Raw genomic sequence first — 20802 nt, 5'->3', positions numbered from 1 at the left:
TATCGAGTCCGCACCAAGAGCAAGAGTCGCCTTCGCTCACGCTCCGCACCATTGCCTCTCGACCTTTCGGCGTCAGAGGCACATTCTTGTGGGTATCCATTCGGCTCTCCCCACCGGCAGCCGCCCCCACTTGGCGGATCAATTGAGCCCGACCTTGGTCTAGTTGGCCTCAAACTGACGGCCGCTGCCCCGGTTTATAGCCTGGTCCTTGTCTTAGGCCAGAGCGAACTTCAACCAGAGACTAAGGCCGTGATGCACATCCGGATGCGTCGGCCCCCCGATCTTTGTCTGATTTTTCACAGCTACAAAAGCTGTAAGATCCAAGACATCGCGCGCCGCGGCGCATGACAAACTGTTCAAAGAGTAACCAGGCGGTTTGATGCGCGAGGAGCGCTGGCATGGTCATTGCTCGCGCAGCAGGCAAGAACGGCGCTGGCTACTCCGCGTCTGGCGCGAGAGGAATGGTCCCATATGAGTTTGGTAAGGTCATTGGAAAGGGAAGAAGTTGACGCCTTCTATACGCTCAATGAGGGGCGTCTTGCATCCGTCACGCGCGAATTCACCGAGCATTTCTCAGGACGCGTACTGTATGCGGTGAAGGCGAATCCGTTGCCCAAAATTCTTCAGGCGGTCTCTCGCGGCGGAGTGGCCGGATTCGACGTGGCGTCGCTGGCCGAAGCCCACCTTGTACATTCCACTATTCCCAGGGCCCGTTCATGGTTCATGAATCCCGTGAAATCCCGTCGCGATATCGAACGGACGTTCCGCGATCTGGGGGTTCGCGATTATGTCATCGATTGCGAAGCCGAGCTGCGAAAGCTCCTCGAAGTCTTGCCGTCGCATGATCCGGAAATACGAATCTACGTCCGGTTCAAGTGTAGCGCGACGTGCGCCATCATAGACTTAAACGGCAAGTTTGGTGCCTCGCCCGCCGAAGCGAGCCGTCTGCTGGATCTCGTCAACGCGCAATCGCGCTGGACCACGGGGTTGTCCTTTCACCCAGGTTCCCAAACGATCGTTGTCGATCCCTATCTGCATGGCATTCGGGCGGCCGTCGACATTATACAAGCTGTTTTTCCGGCCCCCACAGCGCTCGATATCGGTGGCGGCTTTCCCGGCCATTATCTGAACGTCCCCTATCTCTCGCCCTTGCGCATGCTCTCCGAGATCACGAAACTGGTGCGCGGAACGGATGCACTAAAGCGTGTTGAACTGTTGTGTGAGCCCGGACGAGCACTGGTTCATGATAGCATCTCTTTGTTTTGCCGCGTGATCTTAAGAAAAGGCGAGGCGCTCTATTGCGGCGCGGGCATCTACAGCGGGCTCTCACCTTCCCGACAATGTTTTCTGCTCCCCGCCCGCGCTTGGCGTGGGGGACAACCGATCCAGACTGAGGAGTGGCAGGACTTCATCATCTTTGGCCCAACTTGCGACAGCATGGACAGGCTTGGATTCTCGTATTCACTGCCACGCGATTTGAGCGAAGGCGATTGGATTGAATTCCAGCATGTGGGCGCCTATACGGATATGGCGCGATTTAACGGGTTTTCGGTTGATAAGATCGTGGCGGTAGGGCAGGATGAACTTACCATGTTGCCCGCCGCCATTCAGTAGTTTTCATGAACATACTAGGGTCTGCACCTGATTAGCATCACGTGATTCTCTGGCCTGTGTGGTTGATTTGGGGCGAGAGAATGCGTGAGGGTCTGTTTTGGCTGAATGACAAGCAATAGGCGCGACCTCATTTGCTGAACGGGGCCGGAGCGGGACGACGATCGGCGCATCGTCAGCGGCATCGTTTACATGCTGCAATCGGGCGCGCGATGGCGCGATTGTCCGCGTGAATATGGCCCTTACACGACCGTCTACAATCGCTTCAATCGTTGGGCCAAGCGCGGACGATGGTGCGTAATTTTTGAAGCGCTGGCCAAGCTCGCCAAAGATTCCGTCGCGCTGTCGCTCGTCTCGAGCTCGGTCAAAGCTCATCGTTGTGCCTCCGGCGGAAAAAGGGGGCAAAATCAGGCGATCGGCCGCTCGGGCGGCGGTCGCATGACAAAATCCATGCGCTGAGCGATCCACTCTGCCGGCCGGTCGTCCTTCATCTGACCCCGGGCCAAGATGCCGATATGACTGTTGCACCCGATGTTCTGGCGCTCGCGCATACATGCGCGCACTCATCGCCGACAAAGGCTATGATGGGGACGGCTTTCGCGCCGAAGATCGTTAGTTGCGGCGCTAAACCCGTAATCCCCAACACATCCAACCGCACTCGTCATCCATCGCTTCAACAAACGGGCCTACAAAGGCCCAAATGTCATCGAGCGCAGCTTCTGCAGGCTCAAGGACTTCGGACGCATCGCCACCCGATACGATAAGCTTGCTCGGAATTTCCTGGCTGCTCATCTCGAACGCTCCCGTCGCATATTGGCTCAATTGAGTCTGGACCATAGAAAATGTTATCGATATAGCGAGAATCGCAGAGCGATGTGTGGGCCAATCCCGCATTTCATGCCGCAGGCGGAGCGACTGCAACGGGCCTGGATCGCGCACGACATCGGGATCGCTCAGGACAACCTTCCGAGTCTTGAGGACGTCGTTGGTGTTGTCCAAGCATCCGCGATTCTATCGGCCTCGGTCGACATCAGACCAATCACCTCGCTCCGCCGGCAGCCGGTTAGTGCTATCTGCGAATGATGTCGGCCGTCGTGACGTACTTTTCGTCCTTCTTCTCGGCATTTCGCAGTATCTCGCCAAGTGTCCGATATTCGGCTTCTGCGAGCCGGCGGCTCCGCACGTTGTCCTTCGGCTTTCTCAGACCATGGGGAGGATTGGTGGAGATTCCCGCCTCGACGTGCGTACGTGAGAATGCCGCCGAGAATCCCGAAGGTCCGCGTCGCCGTTCCCGCGCCACCGCGACGATCGCTTTCTCGCGTAGCTTTTTCGTCTTGACCGAGGCTCGCGTCTTGCCGGCCATGATATCCTTCAGGACCTCGTTGATGTCGGCCTTGGTTAGGTCCTTCACGCGCCGCGTGCCGAGAAGCGGAATGATATGGCGCTCGATGCGGGCGGTATCGGTGATGATGGTAGTGGGGTTCTTGGGGCGTCCACCCTTTCCCAAGACAAGGCCGGCGTTCAGATCGTTGAAGTTAAGCGTGCAGAGCTCCTTGATGGTGATCGCCTTGTGAGCGAGCTGGCGTTCCTCGCGGGATTGTCACCCTGTGCTTCGCGCCCCAACTGGACCTTCGCCTCCTGCCTCGCGCTTTCGGCGGTCCAGACGCCATGCAAGCCGATGGTGTAGCAGCGCGAGTGGCATAGTGATCTGTATTGGATGACGTAGCTACGAGCCAGAAATGGAGACGCGCAGACGCAACCAGGGAGCTCTTCATCCCAGATGACATAGTCCTTGTCGCTCGGCTCAGCGGCATCTCTTCGTGAGCCTAGCCGTGGGCATTCTCCCGACAGAACACCCGTTCTCGCGTAAGCACCACGTAAGCAGTCGGGTTAAATTGCTCCGAAGGCAAAGGTCACACGTTCGAACCGGTGCCGGGTGCGCCAATTCCCTAGGTTGTACAATGCGATATCGCGCCCGTATCGAAACTTCAGCTTCGCCATATTCGAGCGAGTAAGCAATCTGGAGAAAAATCGCACTCATGTCCGCACTGCGCTTGCACTACTGTCTGCGCAGACTCGATCATTTCTCTAAGACTGCGGCCAATGAAATGGCCCGAAAAAGAACGAGGGCCGAGGGCCCTCGCAGTTGGGGAGAAAGAGAAACATGCAGCTCGCCGTCATGACATGGTTGGCATGACAAATTCAGCACCTGCTCGTATTCCTGTCGGCCAGCGGCTGGTCACGGTCTTCATTCGCGTATTGAAGCGGACGCCTTCAGGGCCGTGCATGTGGTGGTCGCCGAAGATCGATGCTTTCCATCCACCGAAGGAGTGAAAGGCCATCGGCACCGGAATCGGAACGTTGATACCGACCATTCCAACCTTGATCTGGTGGGCGAATTCACGCGCGGCATCGCCATCACGCGTGAAGATGGCGGTACCATTGCCAAATTCGTGTTCATTGATCATGCGCGCGGCTGTCGCGTAGTCCGGCGCTCGAACGACTGACAGCACCGGTCCGAAGATCTCTTCCGTATAGATCTTCATGTTCGGCTTGACATGGTCGAACAGGCTTCCGCCCACGAAGAAACCATTCTCGTAGCCCTGCATCCTGAACTTGCGTCCGTCGACCAGCAACTTTGCGCCCTCGGCGACACCGGCATCGATATAGCTCCTTACCTTCTCCAGGTGCTGCCTCGTGACGAGAGGCCCCATCTCCGCTTCGCGGTCGGTACCCGGCCCGACCTTCAGGCCTCGGACCTTGGGTTCGAGCGCGGAGATCAGCCTGTCCGCGGTCCCCTCGCCGACCGGCACGGCAACCGAGATTGCCATGCAGCGTTCGCCGGCGGAGCCGTAGGCGGCTCCCATCAACGCATCGACCGCCTGATCCATGTCGGCATCGGGCATCACGATCATGTGGTTCTTGGCGCCGCCGAGCGCCTGGCAGCGCTTCCCGCTGTGCGCGGCTGTCGAATAAATATACTGCGCGATCGGTGTGGAGCCCACGAAGCTGATCGCCGAAATATCTGGGTGATGGAGCAGCGCATCGACAGCTTCCTTGTCGCCTTGCACCACGTTGAACACACCGTCCGGCAGACCGGCTTCCTTCAGCCACTCCGCCATGATGAGCGACGCCGACGGGTCGCGCTCAGATGGCTTCAGAATGAACGCATTTCCGCAGGCGAGAGCGACCGGGAACATCCACATCGGAACCATGACCGGGAAATTAAAGGGCGTGATTCCGGCGACAACACCGAGCGGCTGGCGAATAGAATAGCTGTCGACACGGGTACCGACATTCTCGGTGAGTTCGCCCTTGAGGAGCTGCGGAGCGGCCGTGGCAAACTCGACCACCTCCATTCCGCGCTGAACTTCGCCCAGAGCGTCGGAGTGAACCTTGCCGTGCTCGGAGACGATCACGTCGGCAAGCTGACTTGCGCGATCCTCAAGGATGCGCAGAAATCGATTGAGAACGCGCGCACGACGTAGAGGCGTCGTTTCGGCCCAACCCTCGGCCGCCCTGCTGGCGGCGGACACCGCGTCGGCCACCACGACCGCGTTGGCGGCCACAACACGGCCGGTCTGCTCGCCCGTTGCCGGGTTGAAGACCGGCAAGCTGCGTTCGCTGCCGCCCGGGACCTGCTTGCCATTGATGAAATGATTGATCTGCGTGACCACGAACGTCTCCATCTTGTTTCTGATCAGACCCGCGCCCTCAAATCAGGCCGCTTTCATTCCCGCCATGTATTTTCCGATCACGCGCTTGTCGGCGCGCTCGGCTAACACTTCATGGACGATGCGACCCGCGCTCATGACGAGGACCCTGTCGACCAAGCCAAGCAACTCGTCGAGATCCTCCGAGATGAGCAGCACTGCGGCTCCGCCGTTCCGGGCCTCGAGGATCCGACGGTACGTTTCTTCGCACGCAACGAAATCGAGACCGAACGTCGGGTTGGACGCGACCAGCAATCGGACGTCCTGCGTGAGCTCCCGCGCCAGTACGGCCCGTTGCACGTTGCCACCGGACAGCGTGCTCATGCTTGCGGTCAGGCCAGGCGCCTTGACACGGAATTGCGCCACCAGCCTCTCAGCCTGCTCTGCGAGCGCGCCGTAGTTCATTGCGATACCACGGCAGAGCGGCACCCGATCGAAATTGCGCAGGGCAAGGTTCTCGGCCAGCGACATGCGATCGATGCAGGCGTTCTTCAGGGGCTCTTGCGGCAGTCCGTAGACGCCGAGGCGAGCGATTTCCTGTCGCGTCCCGTTGAACGATGAGCCGGACACGGTCATCGTTCCGCTGCGATCCCGCTGTCCCATCAGGGCCTCGACCAACTCCAACTGTCCATTTCCGGATACCCCGGCAATTCCGACAATCTCGCCTGCCCGCACCACGAGCGAGAGATCTTTCACGGCGGGAAGACCATTGTCGCCGTTCACGCGGAGGTCGCTGATGGAGAGAATAATATCGGACTTCGGCGGTGATTTCGGCGCGTGCTGCACCATCTTGCTGATGGGCTCGCCGATCATCGCTTCTGCCAGAGCGTCATCCGTCAAATCGGCGACGGCGCCCGTTCGCACCGACGCGCCTCGACGCAACACCGTCACGTCGTCGGCGAATCGGCGCACTTCATGGAACTTGTGGCTAATCAGGATGGCGCTGAGTTCGCCCGTCCGTGTCAGGCTACGAACATGGCCGAGCACTTCATCGGCTTCTGCCGGCGTCAGCACCGACGTCGGTTCGTCCAGGATGAGGAGCTTGCGCCCGAGATAGAGCTGCTTGACGATCTCGGCCTTCTGCTTCTCGCCCGCCGAGAGCTGCGAGACGCGTACGTCGAGTGACACGTGAAACGGAAGCTTCTTTGTAACTTCGGTCAGCCGCCTTAGCTCGTTTTGCCAGTTGATATAGGCCGGCAATCTCGCTCCGCTGACGACGAGATTCTGCGCCACCGTCATCGACGGCACGAGAGTGAAATGCTGATACACCATGCCGATGCCGAGCGCGTCGGCATCCTTCGGCGAGCTCAGCCGATGCTCGCGCCCATCCACCTCGATGTGACCCTCGTCCGGATGGTAAAAGCCGACGAGGCATTTGACCAACGTGCTCTTGCCGGCGCCATTCTCCCCGAGCAGCGCGTGGACGGTGCCCGAGCGGATCAGTAGCGACACGTTGTTCAAAGCGAGATTCGCTCCGAAACGCTTCGTCATGTTCCTGAGCTCGACTTGCGGAGCGGTCATCGTACTATCCTCCGAGGATGAATTCCCGTCACGGCGCTTCTCACCGGTGCAGCTTGAGCTCGCCCGGCGCATCGGCGAACGGAGCGGCGCGCGACGTCGAAGCCACCATGATCGCCAGCGTCAGGATGTAGGGGGCCGCATTGAACAGGTAGTAATAGCCGGTCACGCCAATGCCCTGGAGCGCAGGACCAAGAGCGCCCGCCCCGCCGAACAGCAGCGATGCGCCGAGGGCGTTGATGGAGCGCCAGCGCGCAAAGATGACGAGCGCGACCGCCATGATGCCTTGGCCACTCGACAGCCCTTCACTCCAGCTTCCAGGATACGAAAGCGACAGGAAGCTGCCGCCGATGCCGGCGAGAAAGCCGCCCGCCATGGTCGCGATGGTTCGTACCCGCAGTACGGGAAAGCCAAGCGCGCGTGCGGCATCCTCGCTATCTCCCACCGTACGCAGCATCAGCCCCCAGCCGGTCCTGTTCAGGAAGACGTAGACCGCAAAAGCCAGTGCAATTCCGACGAAGAACAGTGCGTTGACGTCCAGCGCAGCTCGCACCTGCGGTACGCTCGACCAGAATCCGAGTGCGATCGAGGGAAGCGGCGGCGCTTTGGGCTCGATCAAGGGTTTGCCCAGGAAGAACGCGAGCCCCGTACCGAGCACGATCAGGCTGATGCCGATCGCGGTGTCGTTGACGCGCTTCACACTGCACAGCAGGCCATGCAGGAGTCCGAAGGCCATTCCGGCGAGTCCCGCGGAAAGCACGCCGAGCCAAGGCGAGCCGGACAGGTAGGAGATCGCGTATCCCGCCATGGCACCGAGCATCAGCGTGCCTTCGAGGCCCAGATTGATACGGCCCGATTTCTCGGTGATCAGCTCACCGATGCTCACGAAAATGAAGGGTGTCGACACACGGATCGCCCCACCCAGGATCGCGAGCGGCAGCGCAAGCCAACCGATTGATGTAGCGTCCATGTCTTACCTCCGCGTCGTTTCTCGGAGTTGTTGCGCAATTGCATCCGCGACGAGAACGCAGACGAAAATCAGGCCCTGGAACACCAGCATTGTCGCATCCGGAAGTCCGAGACGCCGTTGCAGCAAACTGGCGCTCGCCTGCATGCCGCCGATCAACAGCGCGACGGCGACAATCGCAAGCGGCTGGTGCCGCGCCAGGAAGGCGACGAGGATTCCGCTATAGCCATAGCCGACGATGAGCGAGGAGTTGGCCGTCCCCTGCACTGCAGCCACCTCGATCGCGCCGGCAATGCCCGCCATGCCGCCTGCCACGACCGAGGCGCCGATGATCCAGCGATTCACCGCAAGACCGATCATCCTCGCGACCCCGGCACTTCCGCCGACCACCCGCAGCGCAAAGCCCCAGCGGGTGTAGCGGAGCACGACATGTGCGGCGATCGCCAGCAAGAGACTGACGGCAAGGCCAGCGTGAACGCCCACACCTGGCAACGTCGGCAGCATGTAGGAGGGTTCGATAGGGTGGGTCGACGGCTTGTCGAGACTTGCCGGATCGCGCAACATGCCTTCGGTCAGGTGGTGGAAGACCGCGATTCCGATGTAGGACAGCAGCAAGCTCGAGATCGTTTCGTTGAGGCCGCGATATTGGCGGAGCACACCCGCCAGACCGAACCAGAGCCCTCCGATCAAGCCGCCGGCCAGCAACATCAGGAGCTGCATGGGAAGCGCGTGCGCTCCCGCGAACGGCAACGTCACAACGGCACCTGCGAGCCCGCCGAGCACCAAGGCTCCCTCGCCGCCGATAATCACGAGCCCCGCTTGCGCGGGGATCGCAACCGCGAGCCCCACGAGGACCAAAGGAGCGGCGCGCGACAAGGTATCCTGCCAGGCGAAGCTGCTACCGAAGCCGCCCTGGACGATCAGAGCGAACACCGTGGCGGGGTTCTGTCCATACAAGGCCACGAACGCCGCAAAGATGGCGGAGGCGAGCAGCACCGCCAGGACAGGCAAGGCCACACTCAGTTGAGCTGTGGTTACCAGCGGCTTCGGAGGCACGGGTTCGATTCCGGAGATCGAAGACAAGAGCGCCTCCTAGACTTGGCCGATGATGCCTTCGACGAGATAGTTGATGCCGTCGAGCGCACGGTCGTTGCTGCTCTGCATGACGCCAGCAGGAATGACAACGTTGCCCTTGTTGTCCTTGAGCGGGCCACTGTAGATCACGCGCGTGCCGCCGATGAGGTCTGCGCGCGCCGTCTCGGCCGCTGCGCGCGCCTCAGGCGTAACGAGTTTCCCGAACGGGCTGTTCTTGACGAAATGATCGCCAAGGCCGGCACGGAGATAGTGCTCGGGCTTCTTGCCGCCACGCACGCTGCCGGCATAGACAAGATAAGGCGTGATCCAGTTCCACTCGGCCCCCGTGAGATAGCCGTTGGGAGCCACGTCGGCCTGACTCGAGTGGTAGCCGCATGACATGACGCCGCGCTTCTCCGCCGTCTCGATCACGACCTTCGGGCTATCGACCTGGGCGGCGATGACGTCGGCCCCCTGGTCGACCAGCGTGTTCGTCGCCTCCGCCTCGCGCACAGGAAGAACCCAGTCGCCCGTGAAGATGACCTGCACCTGAATGGCCGGATCGACTGAACGCGCGCCGATCGTAAAAGCGTTGATGCTGCGCAGAAGATTGGGCGTCGGCTTTGCAGCAACGAGGCCGAGCTTCTTGGTCTTCGTCATGTGGCCGGCGACGATTCCCGAAATGTACTGCGCCTCGAAGATGTAGGCGTAGAACGTGCCGATGTTCTCGGGCATGCCCGCCGTCCACACGCCGCCGGTGTGAGCGAAGGTGACATCCGGATACTTGGCCGCCATCTCCAGAACGTGGGGCTTGAAGTAGCCAAAGGACGTCGCCAGGATAAGTTGAGCGCCGTCCTGGCGGATCATGCCTTCCATGCTGCGTTGGGCCGCGATCGTTTCCGGAACGCGCTCCTCTTCGATCACCTTGATGCCGGGCAGCTTCTTCAGGGCCGCGGCGGCCTGTGCGTGGGACTGGTTGAAGCCATAATCCTGCTTGGAGCCGGAGTAGAGAACTCCAACGGTCAGCGGCGTCTCCGCACGGGCAACAGTACTCTTGAGAACGAATGGTGCGGAGCCGGCAGCGGCTAGCATCTGGAGCACCGAGCGACGATCAACAGGCTTCAAAGTCATGTTCCCCTCCGTTGAAGATTGCAATCACCAGTCACGACCAAATTCGTTCGGCAGCCGACAGCAGACCGGGCGCACCACATGCGATGAGATCGGCTTCCAGCTCTCGTCTTTCAGCAGCGGATAGCGGCGTGACCGGCGAGCGCACGGCGCCGCCGGCAAGGCCGATCAGATCGCACCAATGCTTGACCGCTGCGTTCGGCATGTGACCGCGCTTCAGCGGGTCCATGATCCACTTGTTGAAGATGATCCGTTGCGGCGCGAGTGAAGCATAGATGCGTGCTGCTTCTTCCGTCCGTCCGGCCGTCAACAGAGCCACGTATTCCGCGATCGGGCGAAACTCGCCGCGTTGATAGAGATAGGGCTCGGGGTCGGCATAGAGGATCGACTGCCCCTCGGCCTGCATGTTGGCGAAGAAGTTCTCTTCCAGCGGGTCCGACACCAGGACGCCGTTTCGCGCAGCCAGGCGAAGCGCCGCGTTCTCGGCTGCGTTGCCTGTCGTCTTCAGGAGCTTCAGGTTGGGTAGCGAGCAGAGCTGCGTGAAAACGCCGGGATCCAGTGGAATGCCCGCGGCGGTTCGCGCGTTGAAGATGACGATCGGCATCTCCAAGCGGGCACAGATATCGTGCAGATAGGCGAATTGCTGCGCAGGCGATCGCGGACCGGAGGTTGGGACCATGAGCACGGCATGGCTGACGCCGAGCCGACGTGCATGCTCGCCGAGATCGATGGTTTCTTCCACCGAGGGACCGGAGATCACCACGGAAATCCCAACGCGTCCCCCCGCCTCGTCCGTAATGACCTCGATGACACGCTTTCTCTCCTGCAGCGTGAGCGACCAGACTTCGCCGATCAGCCCGTTGCAAAACACGCCCGCCAATCCGGTTGCGATGTAGTGGCGGACGTTCCGGCGAACGCCGGCCTCGTCGATGGCACCAGATGAATCGAAGGGCGTGTGAATCGCCGCCCAGATTTCCGGAATGTTCTGTCCGATCGCCATGTCCGCTCCCTTGAACGAACCGGTCTATTCTATTTATCATGATAAACCGGATTTGCATGAATATGCCTGTTATGGGAGAAGTGTCAATCAAGGAGTCGGTGTTTTCTCAGGCCCATGCCAATTCGCGACGGAATCGGCCTTGGAACTCATTGGTAGCTTTGGAGAATTCGGGATGGCGGTCGAATTGGAAAAATTGCCGCGGCCGGGGGCGCGGCTGAAAATTCAAAAGCGGGCCGATCTCGTTACCGAAGAGATCAAGCAGCTGATCACGCAGAAGAACCTTCGTCCGGGCGACAAGCTTCCCATGGAGAAGGAGCTTCAGCGGCTGTTTTCGGTCAGCAAGAGCACGATCCGCGAGGCGCTCAAGTCCCTCGAGGTGCAGGGACTGATCACCATCAGCACCGGGCCGACTGGCGGGGCAACGATCATGGAGGTCCCGCTCGAGCGCACCTTTCAGCTGTTGCAGAACTACCTGTTCTTCAAAGAAGTCAGCATGGAGGACATCTATGCGGCGCGGCGGCTGCTGGAGCCGGAATTGGCTGCCGGCTCGGTGCCGTTTCTGTCGAACGAGCAGCTCGATGCGCTGGAGCACAACATCGAAACGTGCCAGCCGACCTCGCAGGAGCCGTCTCTTCTGGTTCGTCAACGCCAGGCGGATCTCGACTTTCACGACATCCTGGCTGCAGCAAACCCCAATCCTTTTCTGCGCTTCGCATGCGAGCTCATCAACGAGATGCTTCGTCGGCTGGTTGTTTTCAGCACCCAGACGCCTCCTGAAGAGCACACGAGATTCGGATGCGCCAACGTCAAGATTCACACGGAGATCGCCAAGGCCGCCCGCGCGCGCGACAGCGAGCGCGTGCGCGCGCTCATGAAAGCGCACATGGAGGAAGCTTCAGAATACGTGAAGCGGCTGGATGGCCGACTCGATGGTCGACTGATTCTCGATTCGGAAATGGCGCCGCGCCCGCGACCACTGTCCTGAAGCGCACCCTGTTCCGCTACAATTACACCGGCACCACCCTGCGCGTGCACTACGGTTTGGTCGTGGGGCAAAGCTTGTTCACCAGCCCGATCCGAGCAACGCTTGATCGACTCGTTTTGCTTCTCAGAAACCTCAGCAGATAGGTGACTGCGGTTCATCGATGCTTGCAAAGTTCTCATTTGTCGGCCGGTTCCGCCTCGACGCAGACTAGCCCCAAAGTCAACGCTCTCGAGCGTTTTGGGGAGGATGCGTGCTTCTACAACGCCAACTGGCGTCCATTCAGGTTGCGGGCGGTAAGCCCGGACCCGCGATGCGCCTGCGCTGCAAATCCTCGACATAGATGAATTTGTTTCTTTCGGTCCGGTCGCCGCCGACAGCGTCCGTTCACGCCCAAGGCTGGCTAACCAGGCAGGGATGACGTGAGAAGCGCTCCGAAGCCGGCTCCGCCGGACTCCGGACGCCCAAGAGGAGGAAGACGGGATGAAGTTCAGGACGTTTCTCGGCGCGGTCGCTGTCCTAGTGCTCGCTGCCGGCTTAGCGCCGGCTGCCGACAAGGATGCGGCCGACACTGCGGTCGAGGCCGCGAAGAAGTACGCAGGTACAACGATCAGCATCGTGTGGGAGGCCGGTCTCCAATCACTCGATCCGCGGAACTATTCGGGCCCGCAATGGGAGAAGCTCACCGGCATCAAGGTGAAGGTGGTCGAGGTGCCGACCGACCAGATGTTCACCAAGATCATGCAGGATTTCAAATCGGGCGCCGGAGCGTATGACGCGCTGAACGTCATTCCGTCCTGGATGCCGGATCTTGCGCGTGCAGGCGCGCTCGAGCCTCTCGACAAGTATGTCGACAAGTTCGGCTATCGCGACGAGCTGCAGGATATCGCGGCCGCCTACCGCGACAACCAGATGCAGTATGACGGGAAGATCTACGGCTTTCCGGACGATGGCGACGTGATGCTGCTCTACTACCGGAAGGACATCTTCGAGGATCCGAAGATGAAGGAGGAGTTCAAAACCAAGTTCGGCTACGAGCTGGCGCCGCCAAAGGACTGGAAGCAGTTCGACGAGATCGGCCAATTCATCACCGACAAGATGGCGCCCAAGGTCTACGGCGCGGGATTCTTCCGCACCGCGCCCTACCCGCAATACATGTTCCAGGAGCGCTTTCGCATGGAGGGCGGCAAGTTCTTCAATGCGGACACCATGAAGGCGACGGTGAATGGCGAGGTCGGCCTCAAGGTGTTCAAGCAGATGCTGGCGGAAAACAAGTTCATGCCGCCCGGCGTCGAGCAGTGGAATTTCGTCGACAATCTCGCTGCATTCCTTCAGGGCACGACCGCCATGACGATCTCCTGGCCGCCCTACGGCCGCTGGGCCGCGGGATATGGCTCGGGCGAGCAAGCTTTGAAGTGGGTGCCGAAATCGCAGGTCGCCGGCAAAGTCGGCTACGCGCTCACCCCTCTCGGCCGTCCCGAGCTCGGCGTCGGCTTCGACCTGTCGGTCTCGGCCACCAGCAAGAACAAGGAGGCCGCGTATCTCTTCATCCAGTGGCTGAACAGCAAGAAGACCAGCCTCGAGCGTGTCCAGCTGCCCTATACGCTGCGCGATCCATTCCGCCTCTCGCACTACGCGAGCGAGAAATACCGTGCGCTCTGGCCCGATGCTCCAGCCTATCTCGACACGATCAAGACGTCGGGCGAGAAGGGCCTGCTCGATCTCTCCTTGCTGCAACAGGACAAGTACGACGAGGCGATGACCAAAGCGATCTCGAGCCTGTGGGCCGGCGAAGACCCCAAAGCCATTCTCGACCGCATGGCGCAACAATTCGACGCGATCACCGAGAAGGTCGGCATCGAGAACCAGAAAGCCGTCTACAAGGTCTGGGCCGCAAAGCCCGGCGCCTACCCGCAATAATTGGCTGGATATCGCACGGGAGGCCTCGCCCTCCCGTGCGGTGCCGTTTTCCGGACTGATGATGACAGTTTCTGTGAGCCTCAATGGCGCGGAGCAGCGCCGCCCCAGCCGCTTCGGGCGCATGCTCGAAGACCGCCTGCCCTATCTCATCGTTGCGCCGGCCATTCTGATTCTTCTCCTGGTCGGCCTGTTCCCTCTGATCTACTCGCTGATCGTGAGCTTCCAGCGCATCACGATGACCGAGAACGACACCTCCTTCGTTGGCCTCTTCAACTATGCGGAGCTGTTCAGGGATGCCCGCCTCTGGGCTTCGCTCGGTCATACCGCCATCATCACCGCGATCGCCCTCCCCTTGGAGCTGCTGGTCGGCTTCCTGATGGCGCAGCTCTTCATCGATCGCATGCCGGGCCGACAGATCTTCGTCGCGCTGCTGGTGCTTCCGACAGTGATCTCTCCGATCGTCGCGGGCGCGACGTGGCGTCTGATGTTCGACGTCCGCTTCGGCCCGATTGGCCAGATTCTGAGCTTCTTCGCTGGAGAACCGGTCCGGATCCTGTGGACGGTCAATCCTGCCTACGTCTATCCGGCGATCATCATCTGCGAGGTCTGGCAGTGGTCGCCGTTTATGTTCCTGCTGCTGCTCGCCGCGCTGTCGAATGTGGACCAGTCGCAGCTCGAGGCTGCGGAGATCGATGGGGCGTCGTACCTGCGCGTGCTTCGCGCGATCGTTCTGCCGGCGATCGCGCCCGTGATCGCCGTCGCCTGCCTGATCCGCGGCCTCGATCTCGTCCGCATCTTCGACATCATCTGGGCCCTTACCGAAGGCGGGCCGGGCTCGATGACCGAAACCATCTCGCTCTACACCTATGTGCAGGGCTTCTCGCAATTCGAGACCAGCTACACCGCCGCGATTTCCTTCCTGGTGATTGCGCTGCTCACGGTCATCACCACGCTGGTCCTCAAGCGCATGGAGCTTGCGCGATGAGGACCGGCAGGCTTCCGGCCAGAAAGGCCCGCATTCTCGCCGTCCGCTATCTCGGCGCCTGCATCGTGACCCTGCTGTTCCTGTTTCCGGTCTACTGGTTGTTCATGATTTCGTTCAAGACACCGGACGAGATCTATCACGTTCCGCCGTTGTGGATTCCCGGACAGATCCAGTTCTCGAACTATTATGTCCTGTTTAGGGATGGCGACGTCGTTGCGATCCTGAACAGCCTGATCGTCGCCGGCGTCAGCTCCGGCGTCGCAATCGTTCTCGGGACGCTCTGCGCCTACAGCCTCGCCAGGTTCGGCACCGGCGGCGAGAACCTCGCGATGTGGATCATCTCCCAGCGCATGATTCCGCCGATCGCTGTCATCTTCCCGATCTTCCTGATCTACGTGTATTTTGGCCTCGTCGACGGCTATTTCGGGCTGATCCTCCTCTACACCGCATTCAATCTCCCCTACGTGATCTGGATGATGCGCGGCTACATCGTCGACGTTCCGCTGGAGCTCGAGGAGAGCGCGCTGGTCGATGGCCTCAATCGATGGGAGGTGATCTGGAAGGTCGTTTTTCCGATGGTTCGCCCCGGCCTGATGGCGACGTCGGTCTTCACCTTCGTGTTCGCCTGGAACGACTTTCTGTTCGCACTCGTGCTCACGCGCACCGAGGTCATCACCTTTCCAGTCATGCTGACGCACTATTTCGGCGGCCAATCGAATTTCTGGGCGAAGATCGCGGCGATGTCGGTCCTGGGGACGTTGCCGATCTTCGTCGCGGTCTCGGTGATGCAGCGCTATCTCGTGCGCGGCATCTCGCTGGGCGCAGTCAAGGGTTAGGGAGAGCGGAGTGGCTGACGTCAAGTTGTCCGGCGTGCACAAATATTACGGCAGTGTGCATGCGGTCCGCGGGGTGGATCTCACCATCGCCGATGGCGAATTCGCCGTGCTGGTGGGGCCGTCGGGCTGCGGCAAGAGCACGCTGTTGCGAACGATCGCGGGTCTCGAGGATCCGGATGGTGGAACGATCACCATCGGCGGCGAGGTGGTCAACGATCTGCGCCCGCGCGAGCGCAATATCGCGATGGTGTTTCAGAACTATGCGCTCTACCCCTATCTGACCGTCAGCGAGAACATCGCCTTCGGCCTGCGCGCCCGCAAGACTCCCGAGATCGAGATCAGGAAGCGCGTCAGTGAAGCCGCCGAGATGCTCGGCATCGGCAATTTCCTGCGGCGCTATCCGCGGCAGCTCTCCGGTGGACAGCGTCAGCGCGTCGCGATCGGCCGCGCCATCGTCCGCAAGGCCGACCTGTTCCTGTTCGACGAGCCGCTCTCGAATCTGGACGCTCAGTTGCGCGACGAGATGCGCACCGAGATCAAGCGCCTGCATCACGAGATCACGACGACCATGATCTATGTGACCCATGACCAGGTCGAGGCGATGACGCTGGCCGACCGCATCGTGCTGCTGCGCGACGGCCAGATCGAGCAGCAGGGCGCACCGCTCGAGTTGTTCGAGCAGCCCCGTACGGGGTTCGTCGCCGGCTTTCTCGGCTCTCCCTCGATCAACCTCATCCCGGCGACCCTCAGGACAAACGGTCCCGGGGCAGCCGTGGTGTTTCAGACCGGCGGTGAACTGACGCTTCCGAGCGCGAAGGCGAGGCCGCTGGCCGGTATGGATGGACGAGACATTCTCGTCGGCATTCGGCCCCAGCACTTCAGTCGAGCCGGCGGGCCGTTGCGCGAAGGCGTGGTGCCCTATTCGGCCATTGCCGATCTCATTCAGCCGACGGGGACACGCACCTTCACCACCATCAAGATCGGCGGCACCGATGCCGTTGCCGAACTGCAGGCCCATGACGTCAGCAGCCATGGCGAGCGAATTGATCTCGCCATCGACCTCAATCGCGTGGTGCTGATCGACCCGGCCAGCGGCCTGGTTATCGCATAACGAGAGCAACATTCGAAAACGGGAGGGATGAATGGCGTCGACATTGTTTGCAAGGGGAATTGGCGCGCCGGAGGGGCCGGTGTGCCTACCTGATGGCTCGATGTATGTCACGGAGATGTCCGCGTCGACCCTTTGTGTCACGCGGCTCGATCCCCGCGGCAACCGCCGCGTGATCCGAGCGACGGGCGGCCGTCCAAATGGACTGACGACCGACGGCCACGGCCGCATCTGGATCGCGGAAGCTGGTTTGCGGGCGCTGATCTGCATCGACGAGGGCGGAAACGAGATCCGGCGCATGCAGGGCGAAGGCGCGGACCGGTTTCTATTTCCAAACGACCTCTGCTTCGGTCCGAACGGATTGCTGTACATGACCGATTCCGGGATGGCCGCCGAGGATTTCATCAACGGCCAGGCCTTTGTCGACGGTTATATGGACCTCGACTGGGACGGCCGTGTGTATGAGATCGATCCGGCAGCCATGAAGGTGCTCCGTGTGATCGATCGCAAGATCCGCTTCACCAACGGCATTGCCTTCGGTCCCGACAACCACCTCTACGCCAACGCATCGTTCACCGGCGAGATCTACCGATATGACGTGCTCGCCGAGCCAGCCCCGAAACGCATCGTCTTCGGCAACGTGCTGCAGCCGGATTCCAATCCGGATTTCAAAGGGCCGGACGGGATGGCTTTCGGAACGGACGGTCGGCTTTACTGCACGGTCTACAACCAGAAGAACGTTACGGTGCTAGACCGGCGGGGCGAAGTGGTCGATCGGCTGATCCTTGATGGGCCTCAGCCGACGAATTGTGCCTTCACGCTCGGAGGCAAGAAGCTCCGGGTGACGGAGGTCGGCAAGGGCCGGGTCGAGGAGATCGACATGCCTTGCGAAGGCCTCCCGCTGCATCTGCCGAAATTCGCCTGAGCAGGAGACTCGGGTTTCCGCGAGGCTCCTGCCAAGCTCGTCAAAGGAAGCCGATCGACAACCAGGGCACGGCGGCAACGATCACCGTGCCGATGAGAAGCGCGATCATATAGCCCACGATCGGCTTCATGCCCTCGTCCGGATTGATGCGGCTGATCGCGCAGGCCGCGTAGTAACCGACGCCGAACGGCGGCGCGAACAGGCCAATGCCCATGGCGAGGACGACCACCATCGCGTAGTGGACATCGTGCACCCCAACCTGCCGCGCGATCGGGAACAGCAGCGGACCGAACAGGACGATGGCCGGGATTCCCTCCAGCACGCTGCCGAGGATCACGAACGTCACGATCGTCACCGCTAGGAAGACCGGTACCCCGCCCGGAAGGCTGGTCATGAACTTGGCGAGAGAGGCCGAAAATCCCGACTGGGTCAGCGCCCAGGCCATGCCTGTCGCCGCGCCGATGATAAGCAGAATCGCCCCTGATAGGGAGGCTGTCTCAACCAGCATCGGGTAGATGCGACGCCAGTCGAACTGGCGGTAGATGAACAGACCCGCGCAGACCGAGTACAGGATGCCGATCGTCGAGACTTCCGTTGCCGTCGCAACGCCCTCGACGACCGCCGTGCGGATCACGAACGGCAGTGCGATAGCAGGTATCGCGATCACGAAGGCCCGCCCGATTTGCCGGCCGCTAGCCCGCTTGACGTGAGACAGGTCTTCCCGGCGGTATCGCCACCAGACGACGGCTGCGAGCATGACCGCGAGCACCACGCCCGGGAGCAACCCGCCAGTGAAGAGCGCCGAGATCGACACGCCGGTCACCGAGCCGATCGTGATCAGGACCAGCGAGGGCGGAATCGTCTCGGTCTGCGCGCCGGTCGCCGCCAGAAGCGCAACGAGGTCGCCCGGTTTGGCCCCGCGCTGCCGCATCTCCGGAAACAGGACAGGAGCCACCGCAGCCATGTCCGCCGCCTTGGAACCGGAAATGCCCGAGACCAGATACATCGCCCCGACCAGCACGTAGTGCAATCCGCCGCGCACGTGGCCCAGGAGGCTCGCCAGGAAGCTGACCATGGCGCGCGCCATGCCCGTCATCTCGATCAGAAGGCCGAGAAAGACGAAGAGCGGCACGGCGAGCAGGATCAGGTGGCTCATGCCCTCGTCCATTCGTCCGATCATCACCACGTCGGGCGTGCTGGTGGTCAGGGCGAGATAGCCGACCGTGGCAAGACCAAATGCGAACGCGATCGGCACGGCCGCGAAGACCATCGCCCCCACAACGAAAACGAAGAAGATCAGCAGATTCACGTTGCCGAGCGGCTTCAAGACGGGGGCGAGCAGAATGAACGCCGCAATGATGCCTGCAACCATCGCGACCGAACCCAGCAGGCTGCGCAGGCTCGCGATCCGGATCAGCCGGAGGACCGCTGCGGTCAGCATCAAGCTGATGCCGATCGGCAACGCCGCCGCGCGCCAGCTGTTGACGATCTCGAGCGCCGGTGTCGTGATGAAGGCCTCGTCGGCCGCAAATTCATAGGCCGGCCAGACAACGAGCGCAAGAAATGCCAGCGATGCTGCGGCCGCGACGACATCCAGGAACGCGCGAAGCTCCGCGCTGAGAACGCCAACGATAGCCGTCATCCGCATGTGTTCGCCGCGCTGGAACGCGATCACGGAACCGAACATGGCGAGCCATAGGAAGAGAATGCCGGCAAGCTCGTCGGACCAGATAATTGGCGAGCGGAACACGTATCGACCCACGATGCCGGCAGACAGCACCGCAATCTCCGCCAGCACGAGCAGTGCTGCCGGGATCGCCACGACATGGCCAAGCACCGTGTTCGCCGTTATCACCCAACTGCGCCGGCCCGCCTGCGGAGCGCTGGCCGCCACACCGGCATCGACGTGGGGCGGATGGCTCACGCTGGTCATGATAACTGGCCTGCGGCTTTTTCGAGCTGCGACCATGCCTCCTCGCCAAACTTGGCTTTCCAGTCGGCGTAGAAGCTGGTTTTGGACAAGGCCTGGCGGAAGGCGGCGCGATCGACGTCGATGAATTTGAGGCCCTTGGCCGAAAGATCGGCGCGCAGTGACTGGCTGAGCTTCGCGATGTCGGCGCGCTGATCGACCGCCGAGCGGTCGAGCTCTCGCGTCACGATCGCCTGCACGTCCTTCGGCAGGCGCTCGAAAGCGCGCTTGTTGCCGAGGATCCAGTAGCCGTCCCAGACGTGCCCCGTCAGGCTGCACGTGCTCTGCACTTCATAGAGACGGGCGGTCGCAATGATGGGCAACGGATTCTCCTGGCCGTCGACGACCTTGGTCTGCAGCGCGGAATAGACCTCGTTGAAGTTGATCGGCGTCGGCCCGGCGCCCAGCGCCTTGAAGAGCGAGGTCAGCAGCGGCGCGGGCGGAACGCGGATCTGGAAATTCTTCAGATCATCCGGCGTCCGCACCTCGCGGCCGGACGAGGTCACCTGGCGAAAGCCGTTGTCCCAGGCTTTTGACACCGCCATGATCGGTGTCTTGGCGATCTGCGCACGGATGTAGGTGCCGAGGTCGCCGTCCATCGCCTTCCACACGCTGTCGTAATCGGTGAATGCGAAGCCGGTGTTCACGATGCCGGCGCTTGGCACCAGGGTGGCAAGGATCGAGGAGGATTGGTTAAAGAACTCGACGCCGCCGCTGCGAACCTGGGTCAGCAGCTCGGTGTCGGAGCCGAGCTGATTGGCCGGGAACAGCCTGATCTCCAGCCGTCCGCTGGTCGCTTCGCGGATGCGGTCGATCGCCTCTTGCGCGCGGATGTTCACCGGATGGGTCGGATCCTGTCCGGTTGCGAACTTGTGGACGAACTCGGCGGCAGACGCTGGACGGGTCAGAATCCCGCAGAGAGGTACCGCGCTCGCCGCGATTAATAGCGAACGGCGGCTGATGCGTCCGGGCTTCGAGACAGTCATGTTTTCCTCCTGGTCCTGTATTGACGTTGTGCCGGCTGCATGAGCCTGCGCTGTTTTCAGCTGTCCGGCTCTTCGACCGC

General features: G+C 61.3%; 15 protein-coding genes and 2 pseudogenes. 8 read left to right on the top strand and 9 right to left on the bottom strand.

The window, feature by feature from the left end:
• Positions 1-405 precede the first annotated feature (405 nt).
• Positions 406-1614: a type III PLP-dependent enzyme domain-containing protein gene (locus tag XF30_RS12245; RefSeq protein WP_109142852.1), complete on the top strand. Its 1209-nt coding sequence runs from the start codon at positions 406-408 to the stop codon at positions 1612-1614.
• Positions 1615-1694: 80 nt separating this feature from the next.
• Positions 1695-2437 (top strand): annotated as a pseudogene (locus tag XF30_RS12240) (IS5 family transposase).
• A gap of 187 nt (positions 2438-2624) precedes the next feature.
• Here XF30_RS12240 and XF30_RS12235 read toward each other — a convergent pair.
• The 7 genes and pseudogenes from XF30_RS12235 to XF30_RS12205 all read right to left on the bottom strand — a co-directional run.
• A pseudogene (locus XF30_RS12235) lies at positions 2625-3462 on the bottom strand (tyrosine-type recombinase/integrase); the annotation flags it as partial.
• Positions 3463-3788: 326 nt separating this feature from the next.
• Positions 3789-5300: a CoA-acylating methylmalonate-semialdehyde dehydrogenase gene (locus XF30_RS12230; protein ID WP_109142851.1), complete on the bottom strand. Its 1512-nt coding sequence runs from the start codon at positions 5298-5300 to the stop codon at positions 3789-3791.
• Between the two features lie 30 nt (positions 5301-5330).
• Positions 5331-6845 carry an ABC transporter ATP-binding protein gene (locus tag XF30_RS12225; protein ID WP_109142850.1) on the bottom strand — a complete coding sequence of 505 codons (1515 nt, stop codon included), beginning with the start codon at positions 6843-6845 and terminating at the stop codon, positions 5331-5333.
• A 40-nt stretch (positions 6846-6885) separates the two neighbouring features.
• On the bottom strand, positions 6886-7812 hold the full coding sequence (locus XF30_RS12220) for an ABC transporter permease (RefSeq protein ID WP_109142849.1): 927 nt from the start codon (positions 7810-7812) through the stop codon (positions 6886-6888).
• Positions 7813-7815: 3 nt separating this feature from the next.
• Positions 7816-8826, bottom strand: a complete 1011-nt coding sequence (locus tag XF30_RS12215) for an ABC transporter permease (protein WP_502696164.1) — start codon at positions 8824-8826, stop codon at positions 7816-7818.
• 75 nt (positions 8827-8901) lie between these two features.
• Positions 8902-10014, bottom strand: coding sequence for a BMP family ABC transporter substrate-binding protein (locus tag XF30_RS12210; protein ID WP_204524503.1), 1113 nt, complete (start codon positions 10012-10014; stop codon positions 8902-8904).
• A 31-nt stretch (positions 10015-10045) separates the two neighbouring features.
• Positions 10046-11011 carry a dihydrodipicolinate synthase family protein gene (locus tag XF30_RS12205; RefSeq protein WP_109142847.1) on the bottom strand — a complete coding sequence of 322 codons (966 nt, stop codon included), beginning with the start codon at positions 11009-11011 and terminating at the stop codon, positions 10046-10048.
• A gap of 172 nt (positions 11012-11183) precedes the next feature.
• On the opposite strand from XF30_RS12205, the gene XF30_RS12200 reads away from it, so the two are divergent.
• The 6 genes from XF30_RS12200 to XF30_RS12175 all read left to right on the top strand — a co-directional run bounded on the left by XF30_RS12200 (position 11184) and on the right by XF30_RS12175 (position 17767).
• Positions 11184-11996: a FadR/GntR family transcriptional regulator gene (locus XF30_RS12200; protein WP_109142846.1), complete on the top strand. Its 813-nt coding sequence runs from the start codon at positions 11184-11186 to the stop codon at positions 11994-11996.
• Positions 11997-12476: 480 nt separating this feature from the next.
• Positions 12477-13913 (top strand): ABC transporter substrate-binding protein, encoded by a 1437-nt coding sequence (locus XF30_RS12195; RefSeq protein ID WP_109142845.1) that lies wholly within the window; start codon positions 12477-12479, stop codon positions 13911-13913.
• 61 nt (positions 13914-13974) lie between these two features.
• On the top strand, positions 13975-14898 hold the full coding sequence (locus XF30_RS12190) for a carbohydrate ABC transporter permease (RefSeq protein ID WP_204524502.1): 924 nt from the start codon (positions 13975-13977) through the stop codon (positions 14896-14898).
• On the top strand, positions 14895-15734 hold the full coding sequence (locus tag XF30_RS12185) for a carbohydrate ABC transporter permease (protein ID WP_109142843.1): 840 nt from the start codon (positions 14895-14897) through the stop codon (positions 15732-15734). The genes XF30_RS12190 and XF30_RS12185 overlap by 4 nt, the downstream gene beginning before the upstream one ends.
• A gap of 10 nt (positions 15735-15744) precedes the next feature.
• Positions 15745-16845 (top strand): ABC transporter ATP-binding protein, encoded by a 1101-nt coding sequence (locus XF30_RS12180; protein ID WP_109142842.1) that lies wholly within the window; start codon positions 15745-15747, stop codon positions 16843-16845.
• A 31-nt stretch (positions 16846-16876) separates the two neighbouring features.
• Positions 16877-17767, top strand: coding sequence for an SMP-30/gluconolactonase/LRE family protein (locus XF30_RS12175; protein WP_109142841.1), 891 nt, complete (start codon positions 16877-16879; stop codon positions 17765-17767).
• Positions 17768-17807: 40 nt separating this feature from the next.
• On the opposite strand, the gene XF30_RS12170 is transcribed toward XF30_RS12175, so the two are convergent.
• Entirely contained in the window at positions 17808-19700 is a 1893-nt protein-coding gene (locus tag XF30_RS12170; RefSeq protein WP_109142840.1) for a TRAP transporter large permease, read from the bottom strand.
• Entirely contained in the window at positions 19697-20722 is a 1026-nt protein-coding gene (locus XF30_RS12165) for a TRAP transporter substrate-binding protein (RefSeq protein WP_109142839.1), read from the bottom strand. Before XF30_RS12165 ends, XF30_RS12170 begins: the two co-directional genes overlap by 4 nt.
• Between the last annotated feature and the right edge of the window lie 80 nt (positions 20723-20802).

The organism is Bradyrhizobium sp. SUTN9-2, assembly GCF_003122645.1.
Taxonomy (GTDB): domain Bacteria; phylum Pseudomonadota; class Alphaproteobacteria; order Rhizobiales; family Xanthobacteraceae; genus Bradyrhizobium; species Bradyrhizobium yuanmingense.
Note: the sequence above shows the minus strand (reverse complement) of the source record. Positions and strands in the feature narration are given on the sequence as shown.

What these genes read in the sequence shown, in the direction of transcription:
- XF30_RS12175 (WP_109142841.1), top strand. Translation starts at nt 16,877, where the DNA reads ATGGCGTCGACATTGTTTGCAAGGGGAATTGGCGCGCCGGAGGGGCCG.
- XF30_RS12230 (WP_109142851.1), bottom strand. Translation starts at nt 5,300, where the DNA reads ATGGAGACGTTCGTGGTCACGCAGATCAATCATTTCATCAATGGCAAG.
- XF30_RS12190 (WP_204524502.1), top strand. Translation starts at nt 13,975, where the DNA reads ATGACAGTTTCTGTGAGCCTCAATGGCGCGGAGCAGCGCCGCCCCAGC.
- XF30_RS12205 (WP_109142847.1), bottom strand. Translation starts at nt 11,011, where the DNA reads ATGGCGATCGGACAGAACATTCCGGAAATCTGGGCGGCGATTCACACG.
- XF30_RS12200 (WP_109142846.1), top strand. Translation starts at nt 11,184, where the DNA reads ATGGCGGTCGAATTGGAAAAATTGCCGCGGCCGGGGGCGCGGCTGAAA.
- XF30_RS12210 (WP_204524503.1), bottom strand. Translation starts at nt 10,014, where the DNA reads ATGACTTTGAAGCCTGTTGATCGTCGCTCGGTGCTCCAGATGCTAGCC.
- XF30_RS12225 (WP_109142850.1), bottom strand. Translation starts at nt 6,845, where the DNA reads ATGACCGCTCCGCAAGTCGAGCTCAGGAACATGACGAAGCGTTTCGGA.
- XF30_RS12185 (WP_109142843.1), top strand. Translation starts at nt 14,895, where the DNA reads ATGAGGACCGGCAGGCTTCCGGCCAGAAAGGCCCGCATTCTCGCCGTC.
- XF30_RS12195 (WP_109142845.1), top strand. Translation starts at nt 12,477, where the DNA reads ATGAAGTTCAGGACGTTTCTCGGCGCGGTCGCTGTCCTAGTGCTCGCT.
- XF30_RS12170 (WP_109142840.1), bottom strand. Translation starts at nt 19,700, where the DNA reads ATGACCAGCGTGAGCCATCCGCCCCACGTCGATGCCGGTGTGGCGGCC.
- XF30_RS12220 (WP_109142849.1), bottom strand. Translation starts at nt 7,812, where the DNA reads ATGGACGCTACATCAATCGGTTGGCTTGCGCTGCCGCTCGCGATCCTG.
- XF30_RS12165 (WP_109142839.1), bottom strand. Translation starts at nt 20,722, where the DNA reads ATGACTGTCTCGAAGCCCGGACGCATCAGCCGCCGTTCGCTATTAATC.